Below are 20,775 nucleotides of genomic sequence, written 5' to 3'. Positions count from 1 at the left end.
TGAACCCACACCACTCGGCAGGACACTTCTCTTGGCCGGCATCGCTCCATCCTCTCAAGGAACAGAGCCTCCACCAAACAGTGAAGATGTGGGCAGGGAGCGGGCCGTCGGGGCTCTGCTCAGCGGCGTCATCGGGCCAGCCTCACGTGCGCAGGTATCGGGACGACAGGTATTCCTGTACCCACCGTCGGCTGCTGCGCCAGCGTCCGTCGCTGCCGCGCGTTGCCTGAAGTCTGCCTCGGTTTGCGGCCCCGCGAAGAGCCACCTCTGTGATGTCGTCGGTGGCCAACGCTTCGAGCGGCACAAGGCGCGCTGGGCCTGCGACGGCTGGCAGGACGAACTTGTAGAGGCTGTCCAGAACGGCCCGCGCGAGCATGGCCCCGAGCGGTCCCGGCTCACCCGCGTCGGCACGACGAAGCGCTTGCAGGTACCGGTCACGGTCCCGCTTGTGGATGATTGCCGGGGGGAAGCCGAGTCTGACAAGCACCAAGTTGAGCACGAGCCGCCCTGTCCGCCCGTTGCCATCGAGGAAGGGATGGATCTGCTGGAAGCGGCAATGGGTCGAAGCCAGCGCTTCGGGAAATATCGGCACAGTCGGGTCAAGCGAGTTGACCCGATCTGCCCACGCAGTCATCTCTGCGTCGACGAGCGGCCATTCGACGGGAACCATGCCCCCGGGGAATGGGTGGATGTCATGGCGTCGATAGCTGCCGGGCGCCTCGGCGTGAGTCGCACTCGGGTGCGGCGACACCTCCCACACCGGCGAGAGCGCAGCGTGATGGACTTCGCGGACTTCGGCAAGCGTCACGATCTGCTGGTGCAAACCGAGACGCTGTGGGTGAATCGCCTGGGAGTACACCCACTCGGAAGCATCGGCGTAGCCCTTCACCTCCAGATACTCGGCGAGGTCCTTGCTTCCCACCGCTCGTCCCTCGGCCAGCAGCCGCTCCACCTGCCTGAGCACCAGCGTGTTGCCTTCCAGTGCAGTCGAATGGTGCGCCTCCTCGTACCAGAGGCCGCGCCAGATGTCGGCCGCCTCCTCGGGCAGCGGAAGCCCACCCAGATTCTCCCGCAATTCCTGAACTTGTATGTGAAGCCGCTCGTACACCTCCAGATGAGACGGGCGGCCGGGACCCGAACGTCGAGAGGCAGCAGGCAGTTCCGGCACGACTGAACCCCCAGATCCGGATCGGACAAGTCTTGAATTTGTTGAGTTATGACGAATGTTATCGATTAGTTCAAATTCGGGAGATCGCCGAGCGGCCCGGACCGGTCCCGTGATGTCGGTCTCACCTCCAAGGCCGATGTCGGCCAGCGACGCCGTGGGCACGCGGGCGACAGCGGCCGCGAACACATCTGCGAGCAGAGCGCTGCTGTGCACCGTCGCCACACGGCCGCTGAACTTCGGCTTGCCGTCGACGAACGTGATGAAGGCACGCTTGGCGGTCGTGTCCAGCAGTACCTTGAAGCTGACGGGCTTGTTCGCGTCGTAGGTGCTGGCTCGGCGGAAGCCGAACGTACAGCAGTCGCCGTTGGCGCCGCCAGCGCGGCCGTTGGCCTTTGCGGTGAAGAACACGTCCTCAAGACCGCCCTCGGCACCGTTGCCCCCGGTCCATGCCGCCGGCACCGCGTGCTTTGCCTGCGCGTCGCGGAACTGACCGCTCACACGGACGCCCGTCAGACCCACACCGCCTGCCGGCGCAAAAGACGCGGGACCGGCCCGTTCGGCATTCTGGTCGCCGGCGTCGTCCATGATCGCATCCTTGGCGATCTTGATCTCGTCACCGCTGGCCAAGGGCCTGCTCGCGTTCACCGTGAAGGTGTGCTCGGTGACCCTGCCGCTTCTTGGTGGTAGCCAGGGTTCTATTTCTCCTTGTTCAGCTCCTCTCGGTGCGAATTCGGGTGCTGACAGCGCTCTCGACGGCCGCTTGCGAGACGTCCCAGTCATGTGGCACGGCGGCTGCGTGTTCTCGCTTGTGCGCTGCGGCTCGGCGGCTGCGAAGACAACGCGCGTCAGCGGTCGCACGGCAGTCGGTTGCATTGTTGGTCCCCGAAGTACTGAACGGGAATCCCTCAGACAGTCACGCAGCGGGTCGGCGAGGCGAGCCTGAACCGACCAGCAATCCCGTCAGCGCTCAGCAGGCGGCGGCGCGCCCAGCATGCGCGCTAGCTCGGGAATGTCGGAGACCATGGTGTCCCACAGGATCTCAGGTTCGGTCCTGAAGTACTCGTGCATCAGCAGATTGCGAAGCGACTTGGCCTTTCGTGTCGGCACGTTCCTGTGCATGTCCAAAAACTCATCTGAGAGATGCGTCATTGCCTCGCCGACAACGGCGAGCTCGTAGCTCGCAGCGCTCACGGCGAGCCAGCTCCCGTCGAACTCCCCTCGGCCCAACTCGACGATCTCCGCCAACCGGTCGCACGCGGCGAGTATGTCCGCGACCCGTTCGGCGTCGCTGCGGCTCACAGCGGGATCGCGTCGGCGAGCATCGTGCGGTGGCGGTCTCGCAGGCATGACCTCGGCACAACATCCACCTCGGCGCCGAGGAGGTCTTCGAGATCTGCCTTGAGGCCGCCGATGTCGAACAGCGTGACGCCCCGGTCGAAATCGACCAAGAAGTCGTAGTCGCTGTGCGCGACGTCGTCGCCCCGCGCAACAGAGCCCACGAGCGCGATCGCGGTCGCCTTGTTCCGCGCGGCTGCGTCTCGGATCTCGGCTCGGAACCGGCCAACGACTTGCTCACGCCTGCCCACGCCGTCGAATGTAACGCTTCGGCTCGACAGTTCGAAGCCGTCGCACACGCATGCAGGTCGACGGTTCCCAGCGATTGCTCTGCCGGCGGCTACGCGCTCGATCCCCGAAGTGTCGGATCAGAGATCCTCAAACCGTGACGCGGCGGGCAGGCGAACCGGCTTCGCGCCACGGGACCAAAGCAAAGCCCCGCCAGTGCACCTCCGCTGGGTGGTGGTGGACGGCGGGGAAGATTGGGCAAAGCCTGCAGTGCTTCGGCGTTGGTTGCAACTCGGCCAACAGAATTTCTGGACGTGCCAATCATCGGCCATCGACGCGCCAAACGCGGGACCCGCCGCGACCAAGACTTCGATGCCTTCTGTCGCCGGGCGGACACTGACCGCAATGAAACGGTCAGCAGCGCCGCTTGGGGGACGAGTCCACCCCCAATTCGGTGCACAGGTGTCCCCGGGTGAATCGGTGCCCAGCACACGGCCGAGCGGGTCCAACGCGGCGGCGACGTGGAAGTCGGTGTGACAGTCAATACCGCCGATCACCGCCTGTGATGGTTCTGGCATGCTGTTGTCGGTCATCTCGGAGCGGCTCGCGTGCCGGGACCGCACGGACATAACAGTGATGGCATCTGCGGGCACAGGTTCCTATGAGGTCACGTCGCTCGTTCCGGACCGGCCGCAGCCGGCAAGTCCAAGAAGCGAGCCGCCGACAAGTCCCGACGTGATTCAGGTGTGCTGCACGTCCTTCAGGAGTCCGAGTGCCTCGATTAAGGACCGCCATTGGCCTCCTCGTCCCCATGACCAAGCGACGGCATCGGGGATCCAGAGAAGAGGCTCGCTTGCAGAGGACAGATGCTGGTACTGGACATCGGTCCCCGCGTCGGATCCAAGAGTCCGCGCTATTACCGCCCGGTCCCGATGATCTTGGCCTTGGCGCGAATCCAGAACGATGCGCTCGACATTCCGATTTACTAGCTCAAACATGAGCGACTCAAGTGCAGCAGCGCGCGCTGCTACCTGCTCACCGCCTACAGCGATGTGAATCATCGACTGGGACGGGGTCTTGGCGATGTCCTGGAGCAGCGCTTTGCGGCGCCGCGGGCTCTCGGCGACAAAATGCAAGCGCCGTTGACCTGAGATCAGTAGGGACCGCATGTGCGAGCGCGCCGCTGCGAGGCCGTGAACTGGCACCAGCGTGGCGCAGAGGCAGTAGTTCGGGCCGCGAACCGATTCGTCGATGAAGGCATGGCTGGTCATCGACTTCGACTCGTTGCGTTGCTCGAAGTGCCTTGAGGACCGAACGGGGGTCTCAGCGTGTACCGGTTCTCAGCAGTCACCCCCGATGGCGCCAACGGTGCTGTGATCAGTGCCTTGTCGATCTTGAGCAGCTCGGCCAGTCGAAGCTCGCGGGCACCCCTCGTCAAGGTGTCAGCGGAGATGCCGTAGTAGTCCGGGCCGCGTTCAGCGGGCAGGCCGAAGCGGTCGGCGTTTCTCAGGGCAATGAGCAGGAATGTCAGCGCAGGGAGGCTCAGGCGCTCGTACCACCGTTGTTGCGGGGAGGGTCCAGCAGTCCACAGCTCATGAGGGATCTGTATGAAGCCTCGCGTGGGTCGCTCGTATCGCTCTCCAGAACCGTCTTCGCGGAGCAGACTGACAACCGCGTACCTGTGACGACGGCTTCGTTCAACGAGGTTGCGCTCGGCGAGTCTCTTCCAAGCCTTCGACACTCGTCCTCGTGCGGCTGCTGAGTCCGGGTTCGGGAGGCCCATTGCGCGCGCCCACACCGAAGAATGAAGCGACACGTCCCACGGCTCAGAACTGGCCTTCGTGAGCACGAGCAGGTAAAGGAGCAGGCCGGTGCGGTCGCCGTTGGACACGAAGGTGGCCAAGGGTCCAGCTCGAGGTATGGGGCGCCTCGCCGCATCGACAGGATCTCGAAGCCAAATCGTCACCAGCGGTTCGGTTCTTCGGACTGACACGGAGTGATGGCCGCCCTTGGACGAGACGCCATCGAGGCTCGGGGAGCATTGAGAATGGCCTTGCAGTTGGCGAGAGGTTGGGCGAGACTGAGGGTGCCGAAGGCAGTAGCCCGAGGAAGTAGGCCCGGCTCCTCTCCGGACGGTGAGCGGCCGGGTCTTGCGCGTGTAACGTCCGAAAGGCGGACCAGCTGCGCCGCGGAGCGTCGACCGGTGGATGGGGGGGCCAGCGAAGATCACGCCGTCGGCTTCGACGACGCCCGCCGGCGCACCATCGATGCCTCCCCCTCCACCAGCTTCCCGGGCGCGTTGACGATCATCCCCAGCACCCTGATCCGCGGCAGCCGCAGACGCACCGACCTAACGTCACGATTCAAGGAGCGGCGTGGTGGGTGTTCGGTCGCTGCTTCGTGTATCTTCTGTATCGAGGTCATCGGAGCACGAAGTGCTCGTCGAGATGGTCTGAGCCGCGAGAGTGGCTTGCGAGAGCCTCCTTCATTGGGGGCTCATCGTGCTTTTGGGGGATAGTCGCGAATGCCGAGCCGATGCGCATAGCGCGGGAGGCCGTCGGCGTCGATGCCGCTAGGCCAGACGTGACCTGGGGTGTCCGCTGTGGGCAGCAGCTTGTTGTAGGCGTGCTCGCGTAGGTATGAGTCGGCCGGCCCGGTGCCGCGGTCGTTGAGCACCGCATGGTGCGCGGAGTGGGCGATGAAGTCGGCCATCTGTATCAGATGACTCTCGGAGCTGTCATAGCCCGTCGGATCTTCGAGCACTCGGCGAGAGTACGGAAGAGCTCGGTGAGCGGCTCGGGTCGATCGGGCTAGGTTTTCCGCGGTGCCGTCGTACCAGATGACGGCGTGGGAGTCGTGGAACTCGCAGAACTCCTCGGTGAACGCGACGAGCTGCGGGTAGAGGCCTCCCGAACCCTCCGGAACCGGCGCATACACGGTCAGGACTCGCAGTTCTGCGATCGACCCGATCGTCCTGAAGGCGGCGCTGGTGATCTGGTTTCGGTCCCCTGGCTTGAGCGGCGGCAGCTTGCCCCGTCCTGCGTTCGAGTTGGTGCCGAGGTCCAGCGCATGCAGCTCGGTGCTGGTCGGGACGCCAAACTGCCGTGCGACCCAGCGCCGGAACTTCTTCCAGGTCTGCAGCGTGTGTGCCCACGCCGGCACGGGGATCGCCAGCGCAGTGAGGAGATCCTGGGTCTCGTCTCCCGAGTCGTCGACGTAGACGAGGTAGGTCGTTTCGAGCAGACCGCCTGTTACGGGATTGTTCGTGTTCGTGTCGGGGGATGGTGGGCACACGGTCGGCGTCCTGGCATTCGGCGGGAGGATCACTATGCCATGGAACGCTCTCAGCCACTACGCTAGTTCTAGGGCCAGCTACTACATTAGCCTTAGTTCTCGCGATGACGATTCTGGTCCTGCCGCGGACTCGCGTTTGAGCGACGGTTAACGGGATGGCATACACATCACTGCGGCATGAGTGCTGGCCCGGCCAAGGCAGGCGACGAAGAAATCTGAGTGTGATGAAGCTCCAACTCGATGATCCGCCTCCGAACCCCTATCTGTCGACGGACGACCAGATGCGGCTGGAAGATGCGCAAGCGGCGGGCTCCAGCCTGGCGCGGCGATTGAGCACGAGGAGCCGCGACCTCCGCAGCTGTCCGGTCCGTACTGAGTTCATTCGACGCAGAAGCGAACGCGAGGCCGCGCCCCCGATGATGACCATGCTTGGGTCTGGCGGCGGTCGCGGCGGCGACGTGCGCCTCAAGCTGTATCTGTCGCTCCTCTGGGCGAGCCCCGGAGGAGCGCATGACACGGAGTTCGTGGCGACCGACTGGGCCCGGCTGCTGGGACTCCCGCAGTACTCGACCAACGGCAAGCGGCGCGTGTACGAGGCTCTGAACTGGCTCGCCGCCCGCGGCTTCATCGACAAGCAGGAACGGCCGGGCCTTCCTTCGACGGTCGTAATCCTGCATGAGTCCGGGTCAGGAGAGCCCTACAGCAAGCCATCGTCGCAGGCTGCCAAAGGCGGAAAGCCGACGTACCGGCAGCTCCAATCAGCATGGTGGACGAACGCATGGCTGGCCGCATTGAGCGGACGCGCGCTGGCGTTCTGGCTCGTGCTCATGGACGAATCGAACAACGGCACCAAGACCGAAGCCGTGTGGCTTTCGGAGAGCCAGACATCCGAGAAGTACGCAATCAGTCCGTACCTCAGACAGCATGCGATGAGGGAGCTGAAACACTTCGGTCTGATCACGACGCGCCGACAGCTCACCCGCGAAGCGTTCGGCGTGACGTCATCGAGGACCAGAATCAGTCTCCACCTCAACGCGCTAGACCAATCGCCCCTCGCCCGTCTCGACTGACCCTGCCGAGCCCAGCAGTCCGAATCCGGGCTAGATGCGATCGATCAGCGCCACCGTGAGCGTTGCCCCGGCGTCATTCAGCGATGCGTCGAGCCGCGCAAGTGTCACTTGGCTGAAGCTGAACAAGTCCGACGCCGACATGCCGCGTTCACGCGCGATCCCGAGGACGATTGAACGGGGTCGATCCGGAACCCACCCTGGGTCTCCACCCGCCTCGACGAGCAGCTCCCGCAGTCTGTCTCGTGCCTCGCTGTCGTAGCGCAGAGACTCGGTCGACACGACCGCTTGCCCGATGAGATGGCTCGCTGCTGATGACCTGGGGACGTGCTTGACGTGAATGAGGTCACCGCTTGGCGAAATCAGATCGCACGCTTCGAAGCCTCGCCGGTGCTGCGTCGTGACCACCATTTTCCGATCGAGCATGACGAAGCCACATTCCTTTGCAACGGCAGCGTTGTATGCAGCTTCCGTGGGGTGGATCGCGGTGTCCCAGCTAGGCAGGGTCACCGGGGCCGTCCGGCAGAAGATTTCGGCAACGTGCGCTTGGAGGCGGTCGGCGTAGTCGTTGTCGATCGCATACCACTTGGAATCGAAGAAGCAGTAGCGAGTCTTGCCGAGATCCGCTTCGTAGTACAATCAGCGGGAAGCGGGAATCGCTGCGCTGATCGCATCTTGTCCGTCGCTGTCCCGATACAGTTGAACCTTCACTTGGTTGGCTGCTGCTCGAAGGTCACGTGGGTTCTTTGCTCGCAGAGCGTGGGTGAGACGCCCGAGTTCGGGCAGGCCGTCCTCTGCCGGCGGGTGGTGCCTCCCCAGGCCGGTGACCTTGAATGACGATGGTGTGCCGTTGTCGTCGATGTGTTCGTGTGGCCACGCGATCGCGAGGCGTTCATCGCTGGATTTGTGCAATGCGGCGGCCAGCCGGCGCTCCAGCTTCTCGATCTGCGACGTCGCGCGTACACGAACGAATTGTTCAAGGTTGCGCAACTCAGATTTGACTTCAAGCTTGAGCGCTCGAGAGATCGCATCGAGGTCGCTCACGAGGCCACTGGGAGTCTTCGCCAATGGAATGCTGAGGGCATCAGCGGCCGTCACCTGAGTGTGGCCATCTCCGAGGACGAGTCCTGGGATGAGAGCCGAACCGCTCAGGCGCGTCACCATCTCGCCGAAGTCCCCGATTCCGAAGCCGCGCAGCGTCTCGCCTGCCGGAATCGATGATCGGTCAACTCGTGCGCGGTGGTCGAGCTCCGAGCGGGTGAGCGACTTGATGAACTTGCGCGCTGCCGTGCGGACGGCAATTCGCAGGCCAAAGCCTTGGTCGATCTTGTTCTGGTCAAGTAGCTGAAAGCCCATGCCGTAGGACAGCGCGAAGGCTTGCTTCTTGCCGTCCCGTATCAGCAGGACGCCCGCTGCTGTTTGATTGCCGACTTTGACATCGACCTCCGAGAGGACAGACAGACGACCTGCCCACGAAGCTTGATCGGATGACATCGCGCCATGGACCAGCAGCGCCTCACGGCCCGAGACCTTCGTTTCCGTTGCCGTGAAGGCGCCGTTGTCCAGATACTTGGGACGGACAGCGTCCAGAAGCTCCGGCAGGCGCTTCAGCCGGTACAGCGTCGTGCGAGACGACGGTGATTCTCTCTTGGCCATGATCTTCAGTATCGCTGTTCATGTAGCGTGCCTCCCCCTGTTGACCGGTCACTTCGATCAGGAGGTGGCCATATCAATGTTGCGGGAAGGGCAGCGGTCGGGGCCGGTGTTGCCGCCGGGTCGTTCGCGAAGATCGTTTCCCAAGGAGTTCAAGGCAGACGCTGTTGCTTGGGTGCTCGATGAGGGCCGCACGATCGCGTCGGCTGCTGGGGCGCTGGGGGTCGGCGTGTCGAGTCTGGGCAACTGGGCCTGCGGCGCGCATCGACCGCAGCGAGCGTGAGGGGCTCAGGTCCGGCGAGCGATTCGAGCTGACGCGGCTGCGGCGGGAGAACGCGCAGCTGCGCATGGAGCGTGATCTGCTCAACGGGGCGACGGCGGTTTGGGTGACCGAGTCGGGACTCTGACCCGCTGTCGCTGGATCGCTGCCCGGAGGGCCGAGGGGTTTCCGGCCGTGTTGTGCAGCAGGGCTGCGCGCGTGAGTCGGCAGGCGTTCTATGACTGGCGGCGCGGGTGCGCGGCGGGTTCGACGCCCCGCGACGCGGACCTGGCCGGGATCGGCGAGATTCATGCCGCGTCGGGCGGGGCCGCACCGCGGGGATCGTGTCCCTTTCCGACCGCGGCAGCCAATACCTCGCGGGCAAGCTCCGCGCCTGCGTCGCCGGTTGAGGACCGGCCCAGTTGGCGGGCGGTGCGGTGCCTCGCGGACAACGCGGTGGCCGAGGCGTTCTTCTCCGGCCTCAAACGAGAACTCGTCCACCGACACCGTTACCCCGACCGGGCCACCGCACGCCGGTCGATCTTCGAGCGGCTCGCCCGTCACAACGCCCACCGGCGCCACACCAGCCACGACGGCCGAACCGCCGACGAACACGGGAGCGTCCGACACATCCCCAGCGACCAGCCCGTCTTAACCAACTGACCGGCCAACGAGGGGAAGTGCCAGGCGTGCAGACACCCGTCAAGCTCGAGCCTCACGGCCACCGCAAACCGGCAGGAAGAATTCGATATCACGCCTACGCCAACGACAAGCACCCCACCTCACGCATGGTGCCCAACCCACGGCGTGGCAAGCGGTACTGTCACCCTTGTGGAGCACCTGCGGACTCGAGGCTGCTCTCAGCCAAGGGCTACGTGTGGCTCACGCAGCGGCCGCTAGGCGAACCAACCGCGCTGCGCGGGATGCAAAGTCCATAGACTCCCGCACCGTTCTGCCGCACGGCCCTGCGCAGCCGCTGCGATGCCAACGAAGGAGTTCAAAGGAGTCCTGATGCCTCCCATCGAACCACCCGAGCAGTACATCGAGGCATTTCGAGCCCTTGCAAGAATGCCAGACAACGACTTCGAAGTTCTTTCCGAATTGATCGCGGACAACGTGAACCGCAGTGCTGAACGGATCATCGCCAAGCAGGCCAAAGAACGTCTTGGCATGAATTCCGCAGACGACCTCATACCTGCCATGCGGTCCATGGTTTCGTTCAGTGAACTCCAAGCCACCTCACTTGCCGACATAATCTCCGATATCGCCGAGTCAGACTCACTAGACTTAGACAATGAAGATCGGGCCACGTTCACAACTCGTCTAGGGGCACTAGTAGTTGACGGGCCAATACAGAGGCTACAGAAGGGCCATCAGTTAGCACTCGACTACCGCGATGTCATACTGGGGACGCGCATTGTCACGGACATAAGGCCAGTCTTTGGCGAGGATATAGATGATGGGCCGCACGCAGCACTCATCTCACACATTCTACGTATCGACTCGCAACAGGAAAATCAATCTGAGAGCTATTTCTTTGCCATGGAAGAGCAGGACTTGTACATTCTGCAGCACGCAGTTGGGCGCGCGCTCGCGAAGGCTGCAGCACTCAAGACTTGGATGGCGAGCAACAAAGTACAACGTATCGAAATGGGGGGATGAAATGACAAACAAGCTCAACACGTCCTACACCAGGAGCCGGTCTGGTGCCTTCTTGCTCGGCAGCGCACCGAGTGAATCGAGTCGACGCCTCTCTAGGCGCGCGGTTGACGACGTCGGCCCGGGCACGCCACCGCCTTCTGAGAGTGCGATACACGCAGCAGAATTATCGTTGTGGGGTCACTCAAGAGGACGATCTACCTATGAGGACGAACTTGATCGCTGGACTGCGATGGATGACCAATTGGTAGATGATGCGAAACTCGGCAAGTCTCATATTGTTGCCAGCCGAATTGCTGCCTCAATCTTCACCGAGATCGCCAAAACTGTCGCCTCGGGCTTTGACCCTTCACTCCGCGCCGACACCTTTGTCAGGCAGCTTCGTGCAGAGACAGAACGTCGTAATAAAATAGTTCGTTTCGTGCTCGCACACGAGTGCTACGCGCAGCAAGAGGCACTTTCTGCATTGAACGCCGAAGGGCCTGGCCCTGACGAGCTCCTACTTGACTCGTTGCGAGAGAAGTCTGACCTAATTGGTCTGCCTCGACAAGACCGCTATTCCTATCCCGCATTCCAATTCAATTCGGATACAGGTCGGCTATATGAGGAAGTGGCTGCGATAAACCGACAGTTGGGTGCGGACCAAGACCCATGGGGAGTCGCCACTTGGTGGTACACGGAAAACGAGCGACTAAACGCACCGCCTGTTGAGATTCTCAAATGCGGCAAACGGCGGTCGGGTTTGGTTGCGGCCGCGCGTGCTGCCATACAAGCCGTCTGATTTGACCGGCCTGTTCGACGCAGCGAGGCAGTACGAAGCAAGCCCTCGCGATGCCCCCACGAATCGTTCCTCCAATTCCACTTGTCGGATCGCCGCAGCCATATCACTTGCGTGCCGATCTACCGCTTACCCGAATCCATGGTCGTACGCGAGGACTCTGCGATTTCAATCCGATTGCACGCGGGCTAGACGATATCGATGGCGGGAGATTCGACGCCCTCACAACTGACAGATTCGGTTATCTCTATGCAGCTGACAGCGACCGCACAGCTGTTGGGGAAACGTTAGTGAGCTTCTCCAAATCTAAGTCAGGCGTTGGCAATACGATATTGACCAAAGCACTCAAGAACAAGAAGATCGGGCGATTCGCCGCCAAGACCGATCTCAGACTGGTAGACCTTGTGACCGACGACAGTCTCGCCACCATCGGACAAGATCAGTGGCTGACTCAATGTGATTCCAGCGACTATCCGCTGACGAGACAATGGTGTGCAAACATACGTCGCCTTGCGGATTGGTCCCAAGGGTTAATCTGGCGGTCGCGGCGAGATCCTGCTGGCCATGCTCTGATGTTGTTCGAGGACCGTTGCCCACCAGAGAACTTCACAATCATCCCGACAATCGAGCAGTCTGGCCCAAATCTTCACGACGGCGCTGCACGCGCCCTTATCCGGCGCTTCGCGTTTGCGCGTGGGGTGAGCGTTTGAGGGTCCCGGCTCGATAGGGAGGGATCCCCCAGAATCGGAGGTGTTGAGACCCCGAGATCTGGAGGATCCCTGTGGCTGTTGACTGTACGCGTGCGTTGTTGCTGATCGTCGGTTTGGGTCCGGGTGTCGCGGTGCGCGATGTTGGGGGCGGCCGCGGCGGCCCGCTCGAGGTCGTGATAGCGCTGACGGATCGGCCGTGCTGTGGGGGCTGCGGCGGGCGGGTGTGGGCTCACGGGGCGAATGGGGTGCGCCTCGCTGATCTGCCGGCGTTCGGGCGGGCGGTGAAGCTGGTGTGGCGCAAGCGCCGCTGGCTGTGCCCCCATCAGGGCTGTGCGGTGCGCACGTTCACCGATCAGCAGCCCGCCATCGCGCCGCCCAGGGGGCGCATGACCAGCCGGGCTGCGCGTTGGGCGACCCGCCGCGCCGGTGCGGGACGCGCGATCAAAGAGATCGCGGCCGAGCTGGGCTGCAACTGGCACACCGCGATGGCTGCGGTGCAGCGTTGGGGCCAAGCGCTGCTCGAAGCCGACGCCTCGCGCATTGACGGGGTGACCGCTTTGGGTCTCGATGAGATCTTGATGTTCCGACGCGGCCGGTACCGCGAACAGCACTGGGGCACCACCATCGTGGACGCCGGAAAAGGCAAGCTGCTGGACATAGTCGCTGGTAAGAGCGCTAAGGGCGCTACCAGATGGATCCAGGGACGCACGTCGAGATGGCGAGCCCGGGTGCGCTGGGCAGTCATGGACCTGTCGGGCCCGTACCGCAAGGCGTTCACCGACGCGTTGCCCAAAGCGATCCAGGTCGCCGATCCGTTCCATGTCGTCAAGCTCGCCAACTCGGCCGTCGACGAGGTGCGCAGACGCGTCCAGAACGAGACAACCGGCGGACGCGGCACCAAAGACGATCCCTTGTATCGGATACGGCGGCTTCTGCTCAAAGCCCACGAACGCGTCACCCAACGCGGCGAGGCGAAGCTGCGCGGCCTGCTCGCAGCCGGCGACCCCCGCGGCGAGGTCCGCGACGCCTGGCACGCCAAGGAAACCCTTCGCATGACCTACCGCATCGGCGACCACAAGACCGCTCTCGAAGCGCTCGACGAGCTGTCCCGCGACCTGCGCGACGAGGCGTACTCGCCGGAGCTGAACAAGCTCGGCCGCACGCTACGCACCTGGCGCACCCCGATCACCAACTGGCACCGCTCACGAGTGACCAACGGTCCCACCGAAGCAGCCAACAACCTGGCCAAGCTGATCAAGCGCGTGTCGTTCGGGATCACCAACTTCGACCACTACCGCACCCGAGTCCTGCTCTACGCAGGAAAACCCGACTGGACCCTGCTCGACACCCTCACCCCACGCTAAAACGCGAAGAGCCCCTTATCCAACCACACCTTGACCACTTCGAAGTAGCCGAATTGGGTCCGCTCGTCGACTACAGCGGGTCTGTCAATTCCTGACAGATCCCTACAGGGTCGGGCGAGGGACTGTCATATTTTTTGTGTAACCGGCCGTGGTGGTGTTCATCGAATGTAGGCGGCGATCCTGTCGCCGTAGTGGACGGTCAAGGTGTTGAGGATGGCTTTCCAGCCGTTGGTCTTGCCGGTCAGGTTGGTCTGGTTCTTTCGTCGGGCGGTGGCGACAAGATAGAGAACCTTCATCGCCGTCTCGCCGACGGCCTCTCCCGCCGGCACAGCCGACATACTCTGATCAGTCACAGATGGTGCACCCTGTGTTTCGCGCGGGCGGATTATTGGATTCTGCTGTCATGGGCCTTGAGGAGGTTTTATGGCACGGAGGGGTTATTCGCCGGAGTTCCGGCGGCGTGTGATCGATTTGGTCGAGGCGGGCCGGCCGGTGGCTGCGGTGGCTGCGGAGCTGGGGATCAGCGGCCAGTCGATCTATACGTGGCGACGCCAGGCTCGCATCGACGCCGGGATCGAGACGGGCATGACGACCGCGGAGCACGCCGAGCTCGCGGCGTTGCGCAAACGGGTCCGCGAGCTCGAGACCGAACTGGCGATCCACCGTCGCGCGACCGAGCTGCTGAAGGGGGACGCCGACCCAAAAGCAGGTTCGCGGCCATCAGAGTGATGGCCGCGGAGGGACTTCCCGTCGAGCGGGCGTGCGGCGTGGTGGGGGTGTCGGTGTCGGGCTATTACGGCTGGCTGGGTCGCCCGCCATCGGCGCGGTCGGTCCGCCACGCTTGGCTGAGCGACGTCATCGCGGTGGTTCACGCTGGCTCCCGGCAGACCTACGGCGCCGTTCGGGTGCATGCCGAGCTCACCTTGGGCCGCGGCATCGCGGTGGGCCGTCAGACCGTCGAGACGTTGATGAGACGATCAGGGCTGCGGGGCATCTCGGGGCGGCCAAAGTTCCGCAAGGTCCCCAACGTGGCGACCGCATCCGATCTCGTGGACCGCGACTTCGCCCGAGCCGAGCCCGACCGGCTGTGGGTGACCGACATCACCGAGCATCCGACCCGCGAAGGCAAGGTCTACTGCGCCGTGGTGCTGGACACCTTCAGCCGCCGCGTCGTGGGCTGGTCGATCGACTCGCGGCCCGCAGCGTCACTGGTCACCAACGCCTTGGGCATGGCGATCGACGGCCGCAACCCCACAGCCGGCGAGACCGTGATCCACAGCGACCAAGGCACCCAGTTCACCTCCTGGGCATTCACCCAACGCGCTGTCGACTCGGGGCTGCTGCCATCGATGGGCTCGGTCGGGGACTGCTTCGACAATGCGATGGTCGAGTCGTTCTGGTCCCGGATGCAAGTCGAGCTGCTGGACCGCAAACGCTGGCGCACACGCATCGAGCTGGCCAACGCGATCTTCGAATACCTCGAGATCTGGCACAACCGGCAGCGACGGCACACCTCGCTTGGCATGCTCACACCCATCGAGTTCGAAGCTCGACACCAACACAAACCGGCAGCATGAATCCAGTAACCCGCCTCCGCATAACTCAGGGACCCTCAGAGCCTCCACCAAACCCGGGGCGATTCAACCATCCGTGCGTCGGATTCGGTGTGGAAGGTTTCGCCCAACGGCTACATCAATGTCTACGCCGACGGCCATGTCCGGGTCGGCGACCACTGTCGTCAAGTCTGGTCGGTCAAACAGAGCACTCAGGAGGACGCCGCTGAACGAGGGCACTAGACGCGTCGATGCCGCCAATTGCAAATTCCCGGCCAAATGGCCGGGAATTGCAGTTGACTTGCGAGGTCTTTGCCATTGAGTGTGTGATTCGGTGGGAACTGGACTGCGCAATTGAGACTGCTGAGTCTCGCCTCGCTCTTATGGGGCAGTCCGTTGAGCTCACCTCCACCCTCACATGACTGGTGTTTACGGTCTCGAGTGGTCCGCGCGCACCCCCCTCGGCACTTAGGCCTCGGATCGCTAAACACTGTATCAAGAGCCGCGACAGGTCGCGCCTTGATTCACCCTGGGTTTTGCGCAGGCTGAATGTTGTGGTTTTCTGTCTTGTTGTGGTCGGTTCTGGTCGCAGCGTAGGCGGCTTCGAATTCATCGGGTGACATGTCGTCGAGGTAGCCGTGGATACGGTCGGTGTTCCACCAGTGGACCCAGCCGAGGGTGGCGAGCTCGACGTCGTCGACGGTGCGCCATGGTCCTTGGCTCGGGCCGCGGATCAGTTCGGTCTTGTAGAGCGCGTTGACCGATTCGGCGAGGGCGTTGTCGTATGAGTCCGCGACCGACCCGATCGAGGGCACCGCGCCGATCTCGTCGAGGCGTTCGCTGTAGCGGATGCTGGTGAACTGGCTGCCGGCGTCGGTGTGCGCGACGAGTCCTTCGAGTCGGGCGCCGCGTGCCCAGCGGGCCATCTCCAATGCGTCGAGCACCATCTGGGTGCGCATGTGAGAGGCGGCCCGCCAGCCGACGATGCGACGGCTGTGGGCGTCGGTGATGAAGCACACATAGGCGACGCCGGACCAGGTGGGCACATGGGTCAGATCGGCGACCCACAGCCGGTTCGGGCCGTCGGCTGCGAAGTCGCGTTCGACGAGATCAGCAGGCCGGTCCGCTTCGGGGTCCGCCCGGGTGGTCCGCAGTTTCTTTGTCCGCCTTATGCCCCGTATGTCCAGCATTTTCATGAGCCGAGCCACTTGGTCGCGGCCGATGTCGTGACCGGCGCGTCTGGCGGCGATCCACAGCTTGCGCGCCCCGTACACGCAGTAGTTGGCCTGCCACAGCGCCAACAAGATCGGCATCATCTTCGCGTCGCGCACCGACCGCTGCGACGGCGGCCGCCGTTTCGCGGTCCAATACGTGGAAGGGGCCGACTGCAGCGCAGCGCAGACGGGATCGACCCCGAAGCGGGCACGGTTCGCGTCGACGAACTCGACGATCATCGCTGTCGGCGGTCGAGCTCCGCCCCGAAAAAAACCGCTGCCCGCTGCAGGATCTCGTTCGCCCGGCGCAGCTCACGATTCTCCTGGCGGAGCTTCTTGAGCTCGGCGTTGTCAGCGGTCGACGCCCCTGCCCGTGTCCCGGCGTCGATCTCGGCTTGGGCCACCCAGCGGCGCAGCGACTCGGGCCCATAACCCAGCTGCCGAGCCACCCTGGTGACCGTCCCCGCCGAAGTGCCCAGCTCCTCGCGCAACGCGAACACCATCCGCACCGCGTGCTGCTTCTGCTCAGCCGAATACCGACGAGACGTCGCCGCCGGCCCCGCATTTGTGTTCATAGATCCCATGCTCGCTCCAATCCTTGGAGCCTGCGCGAAACCCAGTGCGAATCACCTGGCGGGCACGCGTCGCATGCGAGCGGGACGGGACTTGCGGATCGGCACACGGCAGTGCTGATCGAGAATCTCCTCGCGTAGAGACACAACCTCAGCGTACCTTCGCCCTCGCGACCGACTCACCGACCGACGACCGATGCCCACCGACACGTCATGTTTCTCCTTGTTCGGCTCCTTCCGGTGTGATCTCGGGTGCTGGCAGCGCTCTCGAGGGCCGCTCATGAGGCATTGCGATGGTGCCGGTCCCACGTTCGACGCGGCCGATCTGGCAGCACGCAACTGTGCGTTCGTTAGGGTTGTTCTCGAGGAGAGGGCTTGGTAATCGAGATGGCATTGAGCACCGCTATTGCCGATCCGTTGAAGCAGATTGCGCCTGCTGGCGAGCGGTCTGACGATGCTGGCGCGAGGCATGTCAAGACGGTGTTCGTGAGCACCCTGCCTGACGACTACGACCCCGAGATCGCAGACGCGTTCGCTCGCCTCGGTGCCGAATACGATGACATTGCAACGCGTTTTTCCGAAGGGGACCCGGCTTTTGAAGCCCACGTTCCCGCCGGCGGCGCCGAGCGCTGAACCCCGCTCAGCGGGCGTATTCGAGTGCTCCTCGTCGATGACCACTTGGCGCGGGTTGCGCTCAGCGCGGCAGCGCCGCTCCAGTGGCACGGCCGAGTTCCGAGCGTCACGTGGGCGTTCTACATGCGGCTCGCCGCGGCAACGCTCGGCAGCAACGCGTCGAGAATGTCCGCGACCCGTTCGGCGTCGCTGCGGCTCACAGCGGGATCGCGTCGGCGAGCATCGTGCGGTGGCCTCCTCGCAGGCATGACCGCGGCACAACATCCACCTCGGCGCCGAGGAGGTCTTTGAGATCTGCCTTGAGGCCGCCGATGTCGAACAGCGTGACGCCCCGGTCGAAATCGACCAAGAAGTCGTAGTCGCTGTGCGCGTCGTCGTCGCCCCGCGCAACAGAGCCCACGAGCGCAATCGCAGTCGCCTTGTTGCGCGCAGCTGCGTCCCGGATCTCCGCTCGGAACCGGCCAACGACTTGCTCACGCCTGCCCACGCCGTCGAATGTAACGCTTCGGCTCGACAGGTCGAAGCCGTCGCACACGCGTGCGGGTCGACGGTTCCCAGCGACCGCCATACCTCTCGCTGCGCGCCGCACTTCGGTCACAAGTAGGACTGCCTGAGCCCCAAGCTCAACGAGTCGGAACGACGGGGCATGTATCGCACCTCCATGACGTGTCTCTCCGTGTTCGGCTCCTTCCGGTGCGAATTCGGGTCCTGACAGCGCTCTCGACGGCGGCGGCCAGCTCGAGAGTGACGAGATGCTGGACCATCTCTCGGCAGGCCGAAGCGGAGACGCGAAGCACCCCGGGGCCGAAACCCCGGGGCTCTTTCGTTGTTGGTCTCTGCCGATCAGGCGGGCAGGCCGCCCGAACGGTTCAGGCCGACGGTGCAGCAACTCGCTAGAAGCGTGGACGAAGGTCGTCCAGCAACGCTCCACTGGCATCGTGCAGGTCAGACGCTTGCCTGCGAGCGGCTGTCAGGTCTCCGCTGCTCAACGCCTGTTCAGCCTTCCACAACGCCTCACCAGCCATCCTTGTGAACCTGTTGCCTGCTGGTTTTGCTTGGCGCATGCTCGCGAACGCACGGTCTTCCTGCTTCCGCTTGATGAGCAGGTCAACGTAGCCGTCAACGGCTGCTTGGCGCCCTCGCCGCCTGCGGGTCCCAGCCACATGCCCAAAACGTCGCGTTCTTCTTGAAGATCCACGCCTATGGCGACATACACGGGCCGGTTCGCGACCTGGGAGTCGCGGACCTTGACGACGATCGCGTCGATCAGCAGCACCGCGTACACGGGATCGAGCGGTGCGGTTGTGCCACGCAGCCATGTCAGCCACGATCCCGTCGGTGATCTTCGAGATCGTCTCCCGGCTGACGTCGGTGTCATAGATCTCGGCCAAGTGGGCCTGGATCTCGCCGGTTGTGAGCCCTTTCGCATAGAGGCTGATCACATTGCCCGACAGCCCGTCGAGACGGCGCCGATGCTTGGGCACCGTGACCGGCTCGAAGGTGCCCGCACGATCCCGCGGAACCGCCAGGTCGATCTCGCCGCTTGACAAGGGAGCGTCTGACAGACCCGAGATGTGCTCTCACCTGGGCCTATGCCCGCAGCGCGGGCTCGGCTCGAGCCGCTTGAGACGTTGTCCAGCAGCGGTTCGGCATGAAGGTATAAGGACTGCAACAGGCAAGCACGGGCGAGCGTCGTCTGCATCGGCGAGCCGTCCGGCGCTCAAGGTGCGAGCGGTGGCACCGTCAGTAGGTCCAGTCCTGCCAGTCGGCGCTGAAGTACGTGCCGTCGGCGAACAGTGTTGCATCCGCGGCCGCCTGGACGATCCCGTTCGCCTCGTCCGCGAATCCGTCCAAGTCGACGCGGTCGCCGTCTGCATAGCGCAACCTCTCCTCGACGAGATCCGCGATGCCGAGCAGCAACCCCAGCGTGTACTGGCCGTCATCGGTCCTCGCGGCTGCGATCGGGCGTCCGCCGATTTCCAGCGGCACCCGCGTCCAAGCAGGCGTGTCGGCTTGGACGCACTGGTAGAGCGTGTAGTAGTTGCCGAACCTCAGTTCGTCCGCGAGGCGGCCGTCGATCTCCGTCTCAGGCGGCGAGAACTCCTCCGGATCGAACGCGTCGCCCTGACCTTCGTCCGTGCAGCACAGGTGGAGGACGAATAGCTGCAACGGCGTGGACCTCTTGGTGGCAGTCCACGATGCGCCGGGCGAGGCGAACCCGGCCGCGCACCCGACTCGATGACAGCACCGGACGCCGGGCCACAAGTAGCACCCGGAGTGATTCCGCGGGATGACGCTGCGGACTGGGTGACGCCGCAGCGGCCGATGCCGGCATCGTCATGTCGATTTCCCTCCGATACAGACGTCTGCCGAACGCCTCTCGAACCCGACACTTGCTCGTGAAACCAAAACGACGCGGACGGGACTGTACCTGGGTGTCTCGGGCTGGTTGACCGGTTCATCGGGCTGGGAGCCCCGGCAAACCCAGCAGTGACACTCGGGTGCTCTGTGTGAGCGAGGCGGCTGGCGACTATGTCGAGCAGCGCCTGGCCCTACCGGTGCGTCGCTGTCATCGCGGTGTGCCAGCCCGTTCCCAGCTCGGCTGCGATCTCCTGGATCGCCCCACCCCGCGCCCGTCCGGCGAGTCGCCCACCGGGCAGCGAGGCATGCCTCATACGACCCAGCCGCACCTGCTGACCCGAGCCGGACATTTCGTGTCGTGTCGGCTGCGTGCTGCACCCGATCTGGCACGTCAAGAACCCGACCGCTCGTCACATGCGCCAGCTCCGGCTCTGCCGTGCTTCGCCGCAGCCGACCGCAGAGAGCCGGCACGCCGTGACGGGAAGACCGCCCCGGCGCCGCCGGTAGAGGCCCGCCCTGGTGCTGCCGGCAGATGTCGTCGTGCTGTTCGCGGGCGCCGACGCAATGCTGGAGCGGCTGCGCGGCCAAGCAAGGTTCCTGCACCCCCCGCCGCAGCGCACTGCAAACAGCGATCCTCGCCGCCACCGAGACCCCCACCCGCCACTGGGACAAAGCCCACATCGGCTGACACACCACCCCCCGCAGAGACGATGTAGTGGAGACACCGACCAGCCGCGCCCCCGCCGACCTTCACAAACACAAAACACGCGCCAAACTCGGGCCCGAGACCTCGTCGGCAAAGCCTTCGAACTGCTCGGCTGCGGATTGCAGCCGATGGCGGAAGTCAGGTGCCGCACACGTGCGCCTCGGGCTCAGTCGCTGAAATCGCACGTAAGGACTGTCGGCAGACCGCTACGTTGGAGCACA

At 64.0% G+C, this 20,775-nt stretch carries 19 protein-coding genes, 3 pseudogenes and 1 other annotated feature; of the genes and pseudogenes, 10 read left to right on the top strand and 12 right to left on the bottom strand.

All coding sequences use genetic code 11. From position 1 onward, the window contains the following. Positions 1-142: 142 nt before the first annotated feature. The 6 genes from ACOOF5_RS05375 to ACOOF5_RS05350 all read right to left on the bottom strand — a co-directional run bounded on the left by ACOOF5_RS05375 (position 143) and on the right by ACOOF5_RS05350 (position 6,025). Positions 143-1,813 (bottom strand): Fic family protein, encoded by a 1,671-nt coding sequence (locus ACOOF5_RS05375; protein WP_420437362.1) that lies wholly within the window; start codon positions 1,811-1,813, stop codon positions 143-145. 315 nt (positions 1,814-2,128) lie between these two features. Beyond that, entirely contained in the window at positions 2,129-2,467 is a 339-nt protein-coding gene (locus ACOOF5_RS05370; protein WP_420437360.1) for a DUF86 domain-containing protein, read from the bottom strand. Further along, positions 2,464-2,754 carry a nucleotidyltransferase family protein gene (locus ACOOF5_RS05365; RefSeq protein ID WP_420437358.1) on the bottom strand — a complete coding sequence of 97 codons (291 nt, stop codon included), beginning with the start codon at positions 2,752-2,754 and terminating at the stop codon, positions 2,464-2,466. Before ACOOF5_RS05365 ends, ACOOF5_RS05370 begins: the two co-directional genes overlap by 4 nt. Positions 2,755-3,471: 717 nt before the next feature. Then, positions 3,472-4,002, bottom strand: a complete 531-nt coding sequence (locus ACOOF5_RS05360; protein WP_420437356.1) for a hypothetical protein — start codon at positions 4,000-4,002, stop codon at positions 3,472-3,474. Continuing rightward, the gene (locus tag ACOOF5_RS05355) at positions 3,999-4,634 is read right to left on the bottom strand and encodes a hypothetical protein (RefSeq protein ID WP_420437354.1); all 636 of its coding nucleotides are present in this window, start codon (positions 4,632-4,634) and stop codon (positions 3,999-4,001) included. Before ACOOF5_RS05355 ends, ACOOF5_RS05360 begins: the two co-directional genes overlap by 4 nt. Before the next feature lie 593 nt (positions 4,635-5,227). Next, positions 5,228-6,025, bottom strand: coding sequence for a DUF3800 domain-containing protein (locus tag ACOOF5_RS05350; protein ID WP_420437352.1), 798 nt, complete (start codon positions 6,023-6,025; stop codon positions 5,228-5,230). 224 nt (positions 6,026-6,249) lie between these two features. Between ACOOF5_RS05350 and ACOOF5_RS05345 the strand changes: the two genes are divergently transcribed. After that, complete coding sequence (locus tag ACOOF5_RS05345) at positions 6,250-7,095, top strand: hypothetical protein (RefSeq protein ID WP_420437350.1); 846 nt, start codon at positions 6,250-6,252, stop codon at positions 7,093-7,095. A gap of 30 nt (positions 7,096-7,125) precedes the next feature. On the opposite strand, the pseudogene ACOOF5_RS05340 reads toward ACOOF5_RS05345, so the two are convergent. Then, a pseudogene (locus ACOOF5_RS05340) lies at positions 7,126-8,748 on the bottom strand (DUF6119 family protein). Here ACOOF5_RS05340 and ACOOF5_RS05335 point away from each other — a divergent pair. The 7 genes from ACOOF5_RS05335 (at position 8,747) to ACOOF5_RS05305 (ending at position 13,515) form a co-directional block, all read left to right on the top strand. Beyond that, entirely contained in the window at positions 8,747-9,028 is a 282-nt protein-coding gene (locus tag ACOOF5_RS05335) for a transposase (protein WP_420437348.1), read from the top strand. The pseudogene ACOOF5_RS05340 and the gene ACOOF5_RS05335 sit on opposite strands and share 2 nt — an antisense overlap. Continuing rightward, entirely contained in the window at positions 8,928-9,152 is a 225-nt protein-coding gene (locus ACOOF5_RS05330; RefSeq protein ID WP_420441019.1) for a hypothetical protein, read from the top strand. Before ACOOF5_RS05335 ends, ACOOF5_RS05330 begins: the two co-directional genes overlap by 101 nt. Positions 9,153-9,223: 71 nt before the next feature. Beyond that, on the top strand, positions 9,224-9,667 hold the full coding sequence (locus ACOOF5_RS05325) for a hypothetical protein (RefSeq protein WP_420437346.1): 444 nt from the start codon (positions 9,224-9,226) through the stop codon (positions 9,665-9,667). A gap of 348 nt (positions 9,668-10,015) precedes the next feature. After that, positions 10,016-10,666 carry a hypothetical protein gene (locus ACOOF5_RS05320; protein ID WP_420437344.1) on the top strand — a complete coding sequence of 217 codons (651 nt, stop codon included), beginning with the start codon at positions 10,016-10,018 and terminating at the stop codon, positions 10,664-10,666. 229 nt (positions 10,667-10,895) lie between these two features. Further along, on the top strand, positions 10,896-11,444 hold the full coding sequence (locus ACOOF5_RS05315; protein WP_420437342.1) for a hypothetical protein: 549 nt from the start codon (positions 10,896-10,898) through the stop codon (positions 11,442-11,444). 50 nt (positions 11,445-11,494) lie between these two features. After that, positions 11,495-12,151 carry an RES family NAD+ phosphorylase gene (locus ACOOF5_RS05310; protein WP_420437340.1) on the top strand — a complete coding sequence of 219 codons (657 nt, stop codon included), beginning with the start codon at positions 11,495-11,497 and terminating at the stop codon, positions 12,149-12,151. 71 nt (positions 12,152-12,222) lie between these two features. Next, entirely contained in the window at positions 12,223-13,515 is a 1,293-nt protein-coding gene (locus tag ACOOF5_RS05305; RefSeq protein WP_420437296.1) for an ISL3 family transposase, read from the top strand. 158 nt (positions 13,516-13,673) lie between these two features. Here ACOOF5_RS05305 and ACOOF5_RS05300 read toward each other — a convergent pair whose 3' ends face one another. Further along, positions 13,674-13,853 (bottom strand): hypothetical protein, encoded by a 180-nt coding sequence (locus ACOOF5_RS05300; protein ID WP_420437338.1) that lies wholly within the window; start codon positions 13,851-13,853, stop codon positions 13,674-13,676. A gap of 85 nt (positions 13,854-13,938) precedes the next feature. On the opposite strand from ACOOF5_RS05300, the pseudogene ACOOF5_RS05295 reads away from it, so the two are divergent. Beyond that, a pseudogene (locus ACOOF5_RS05295) lies at positions 13,939-15,092 on the top strand (IS3 family transposase). A gap of 500 nt (positions 15,093-15,592) precedes the next feature. Here the strand turns inward: ACOOF5_RS05295 and ACOOF5_RS05290 are convergent. Then, a protein-coding gene (locus tag ACOOF5_RS05290) for an IS3 family transposase (RefSeq protein WP_420437336.1) occupies positions 15,593-16,857 on the bottom strand; the annotation gives its coding sequence in 2 pieces (ribosomal slippage) (positions 15,593-16,557 and positions 16,557-16,857; 1,266 coding nt in all). Further along, positions 16,445-16,561 (bottom strand) — a sequence feature (AL1L pseudoknot). Its footprint overlaps the gene before it by 117 nt. A 384-nt stretch (positions 16,858-17,241) precedes the next feature. Here ACOOF5_RS05290 and ACOOF5_RS05285 point away from each other — a divergent pair. Then, a complete protein-coding gene (locus tag ACOOF5_RS05285; protein WP_420437334.1) occupies positions 17,242-17,487 on the top strand; it encodes a hypothetical protein in 246 nt (81 codons plus the stop codon). A gap of 196 nt (positions 17,488-17,683) precedes the next feature. Here the strand turns inward: ACOOF5_RS05285 and ACOOF5_RS05280 are convergent, their stop codons facing one another. The 3 genes and pseudogenes from ACOOF5_RS05280 to ACOOF5_RS05270 form a co-directional block, all read right to left on the bottom strand. Beyond that, complete coding sequence (locus tag ACOOF5_RS05280; protein WP_420437332.1) at positions 17,684-17,974, bottom strand: nucleotidyltransferase family protein; 291 nt, start codon at positions 17,972-17,974, stop codon at positions 17,684-17,686. A gap of 591 nt (positions 17,975-18,565) precedes the next feature. Continuing rightward, positions 18,566-19,034, bottom strand: a pseudogene (locus ACOOF5_RS05275) (IS256 family transposase); the annotation flags it as partial. 196 nt (positions 19,035-19,230) lie between these two features. After that, a complete protein-coding gene (locus ACOOF5_RS05270; RefSeq protein WP_420437330.1) occupies positions 19,231-19,656 on the bottom strand; it encodes a hypothetical protein in 426 nt (141 codons plus the stop codon). Between the last annotated feature and the right edge of the window lie 1,119 nt (positions 19,657-20,775).

The sequence above is a fragment of the Candidatus Poriferisodalis sp. genome, assembly GCF_965214215.1.
Taxonomy (GTDB): domain Bacteria; phylum Actinomycetota; class Acidimicrobiia; order Acidimicrobiales; family Poriferisodalaceae; genus Poriferisodalis.
Note: the sequence above shows the minus strand (reverse complement) of the source record. Positions and strands in the feature narration are given on the sequence as shown.

Bases quoted from the DNA above. Each gene is read 5' to 3' on its own strand.
- ACOOF5_RS05315 (WP_420437342.1), top strand. From the start codon at position 10,896: ATGGATGACCAATTGGTAGATGATGCGAAACTCGGCAAGTCTCATATT.
- ACOOF5_RS05285 (WP_420437334.1), top strand. From the start codon at position 17,242: ATGGCATTGAGCACCGCTATTGCCGATCCGTTGAAGCAGATTGCGCCT.
- ACOOF5_RS05345 (WP_420437350.1), top strand. From the start codon at position 6,250: ATGAAGCTCCAACTCGATGATCCGCCTCCGAACCCCTATCTGTCGACG.
- ACOOF5_RS05310 (WP_420437340.1), top strand. From the start codon at position 11,495: ATGCCCCCACGAATCGTTCCTCCAATTCCACTTGTCGGATCGCCGCAG.
- ACOOF5_RS05360 (WP_420437356.1), bottom strand. From the start codon at position 4,002: ATGACCAGCCATGCCTTCATCGACGAATCGGTTCGCGGCCCGAACTAC.
- ACOOF5_RS05320 (WP_420437344.1), top strand. From the start codon at position 10,016: ATGCCTCCCATCGAACCACCCGAGCAGTACATCGAGGCATTTCGAGCC.
- ACOOF5_RS05300 (WP_420437338.1), bottom strand. From the start codon at position 13,853: ATGTCGGCTGTGCCGGCGGGAGAGGCCGTCGGCGAGACGGCGATGAAG.
- ACOOF5_RS05330 (WP_420441019.1), top strand. From the start codon at position 8,928: ATGAGGGCCGCACGATCGCGTCGGCTGCTGGGGCGCTGGGGGTCGGCG.
- ACOOF5_RS05335 (WP_420437348.1), top strand. From the start codon at position 8,747: ATGATCTTCAGTATCGCTGTTCATGTAGCGTGCCTCCCCCTGTTGACC.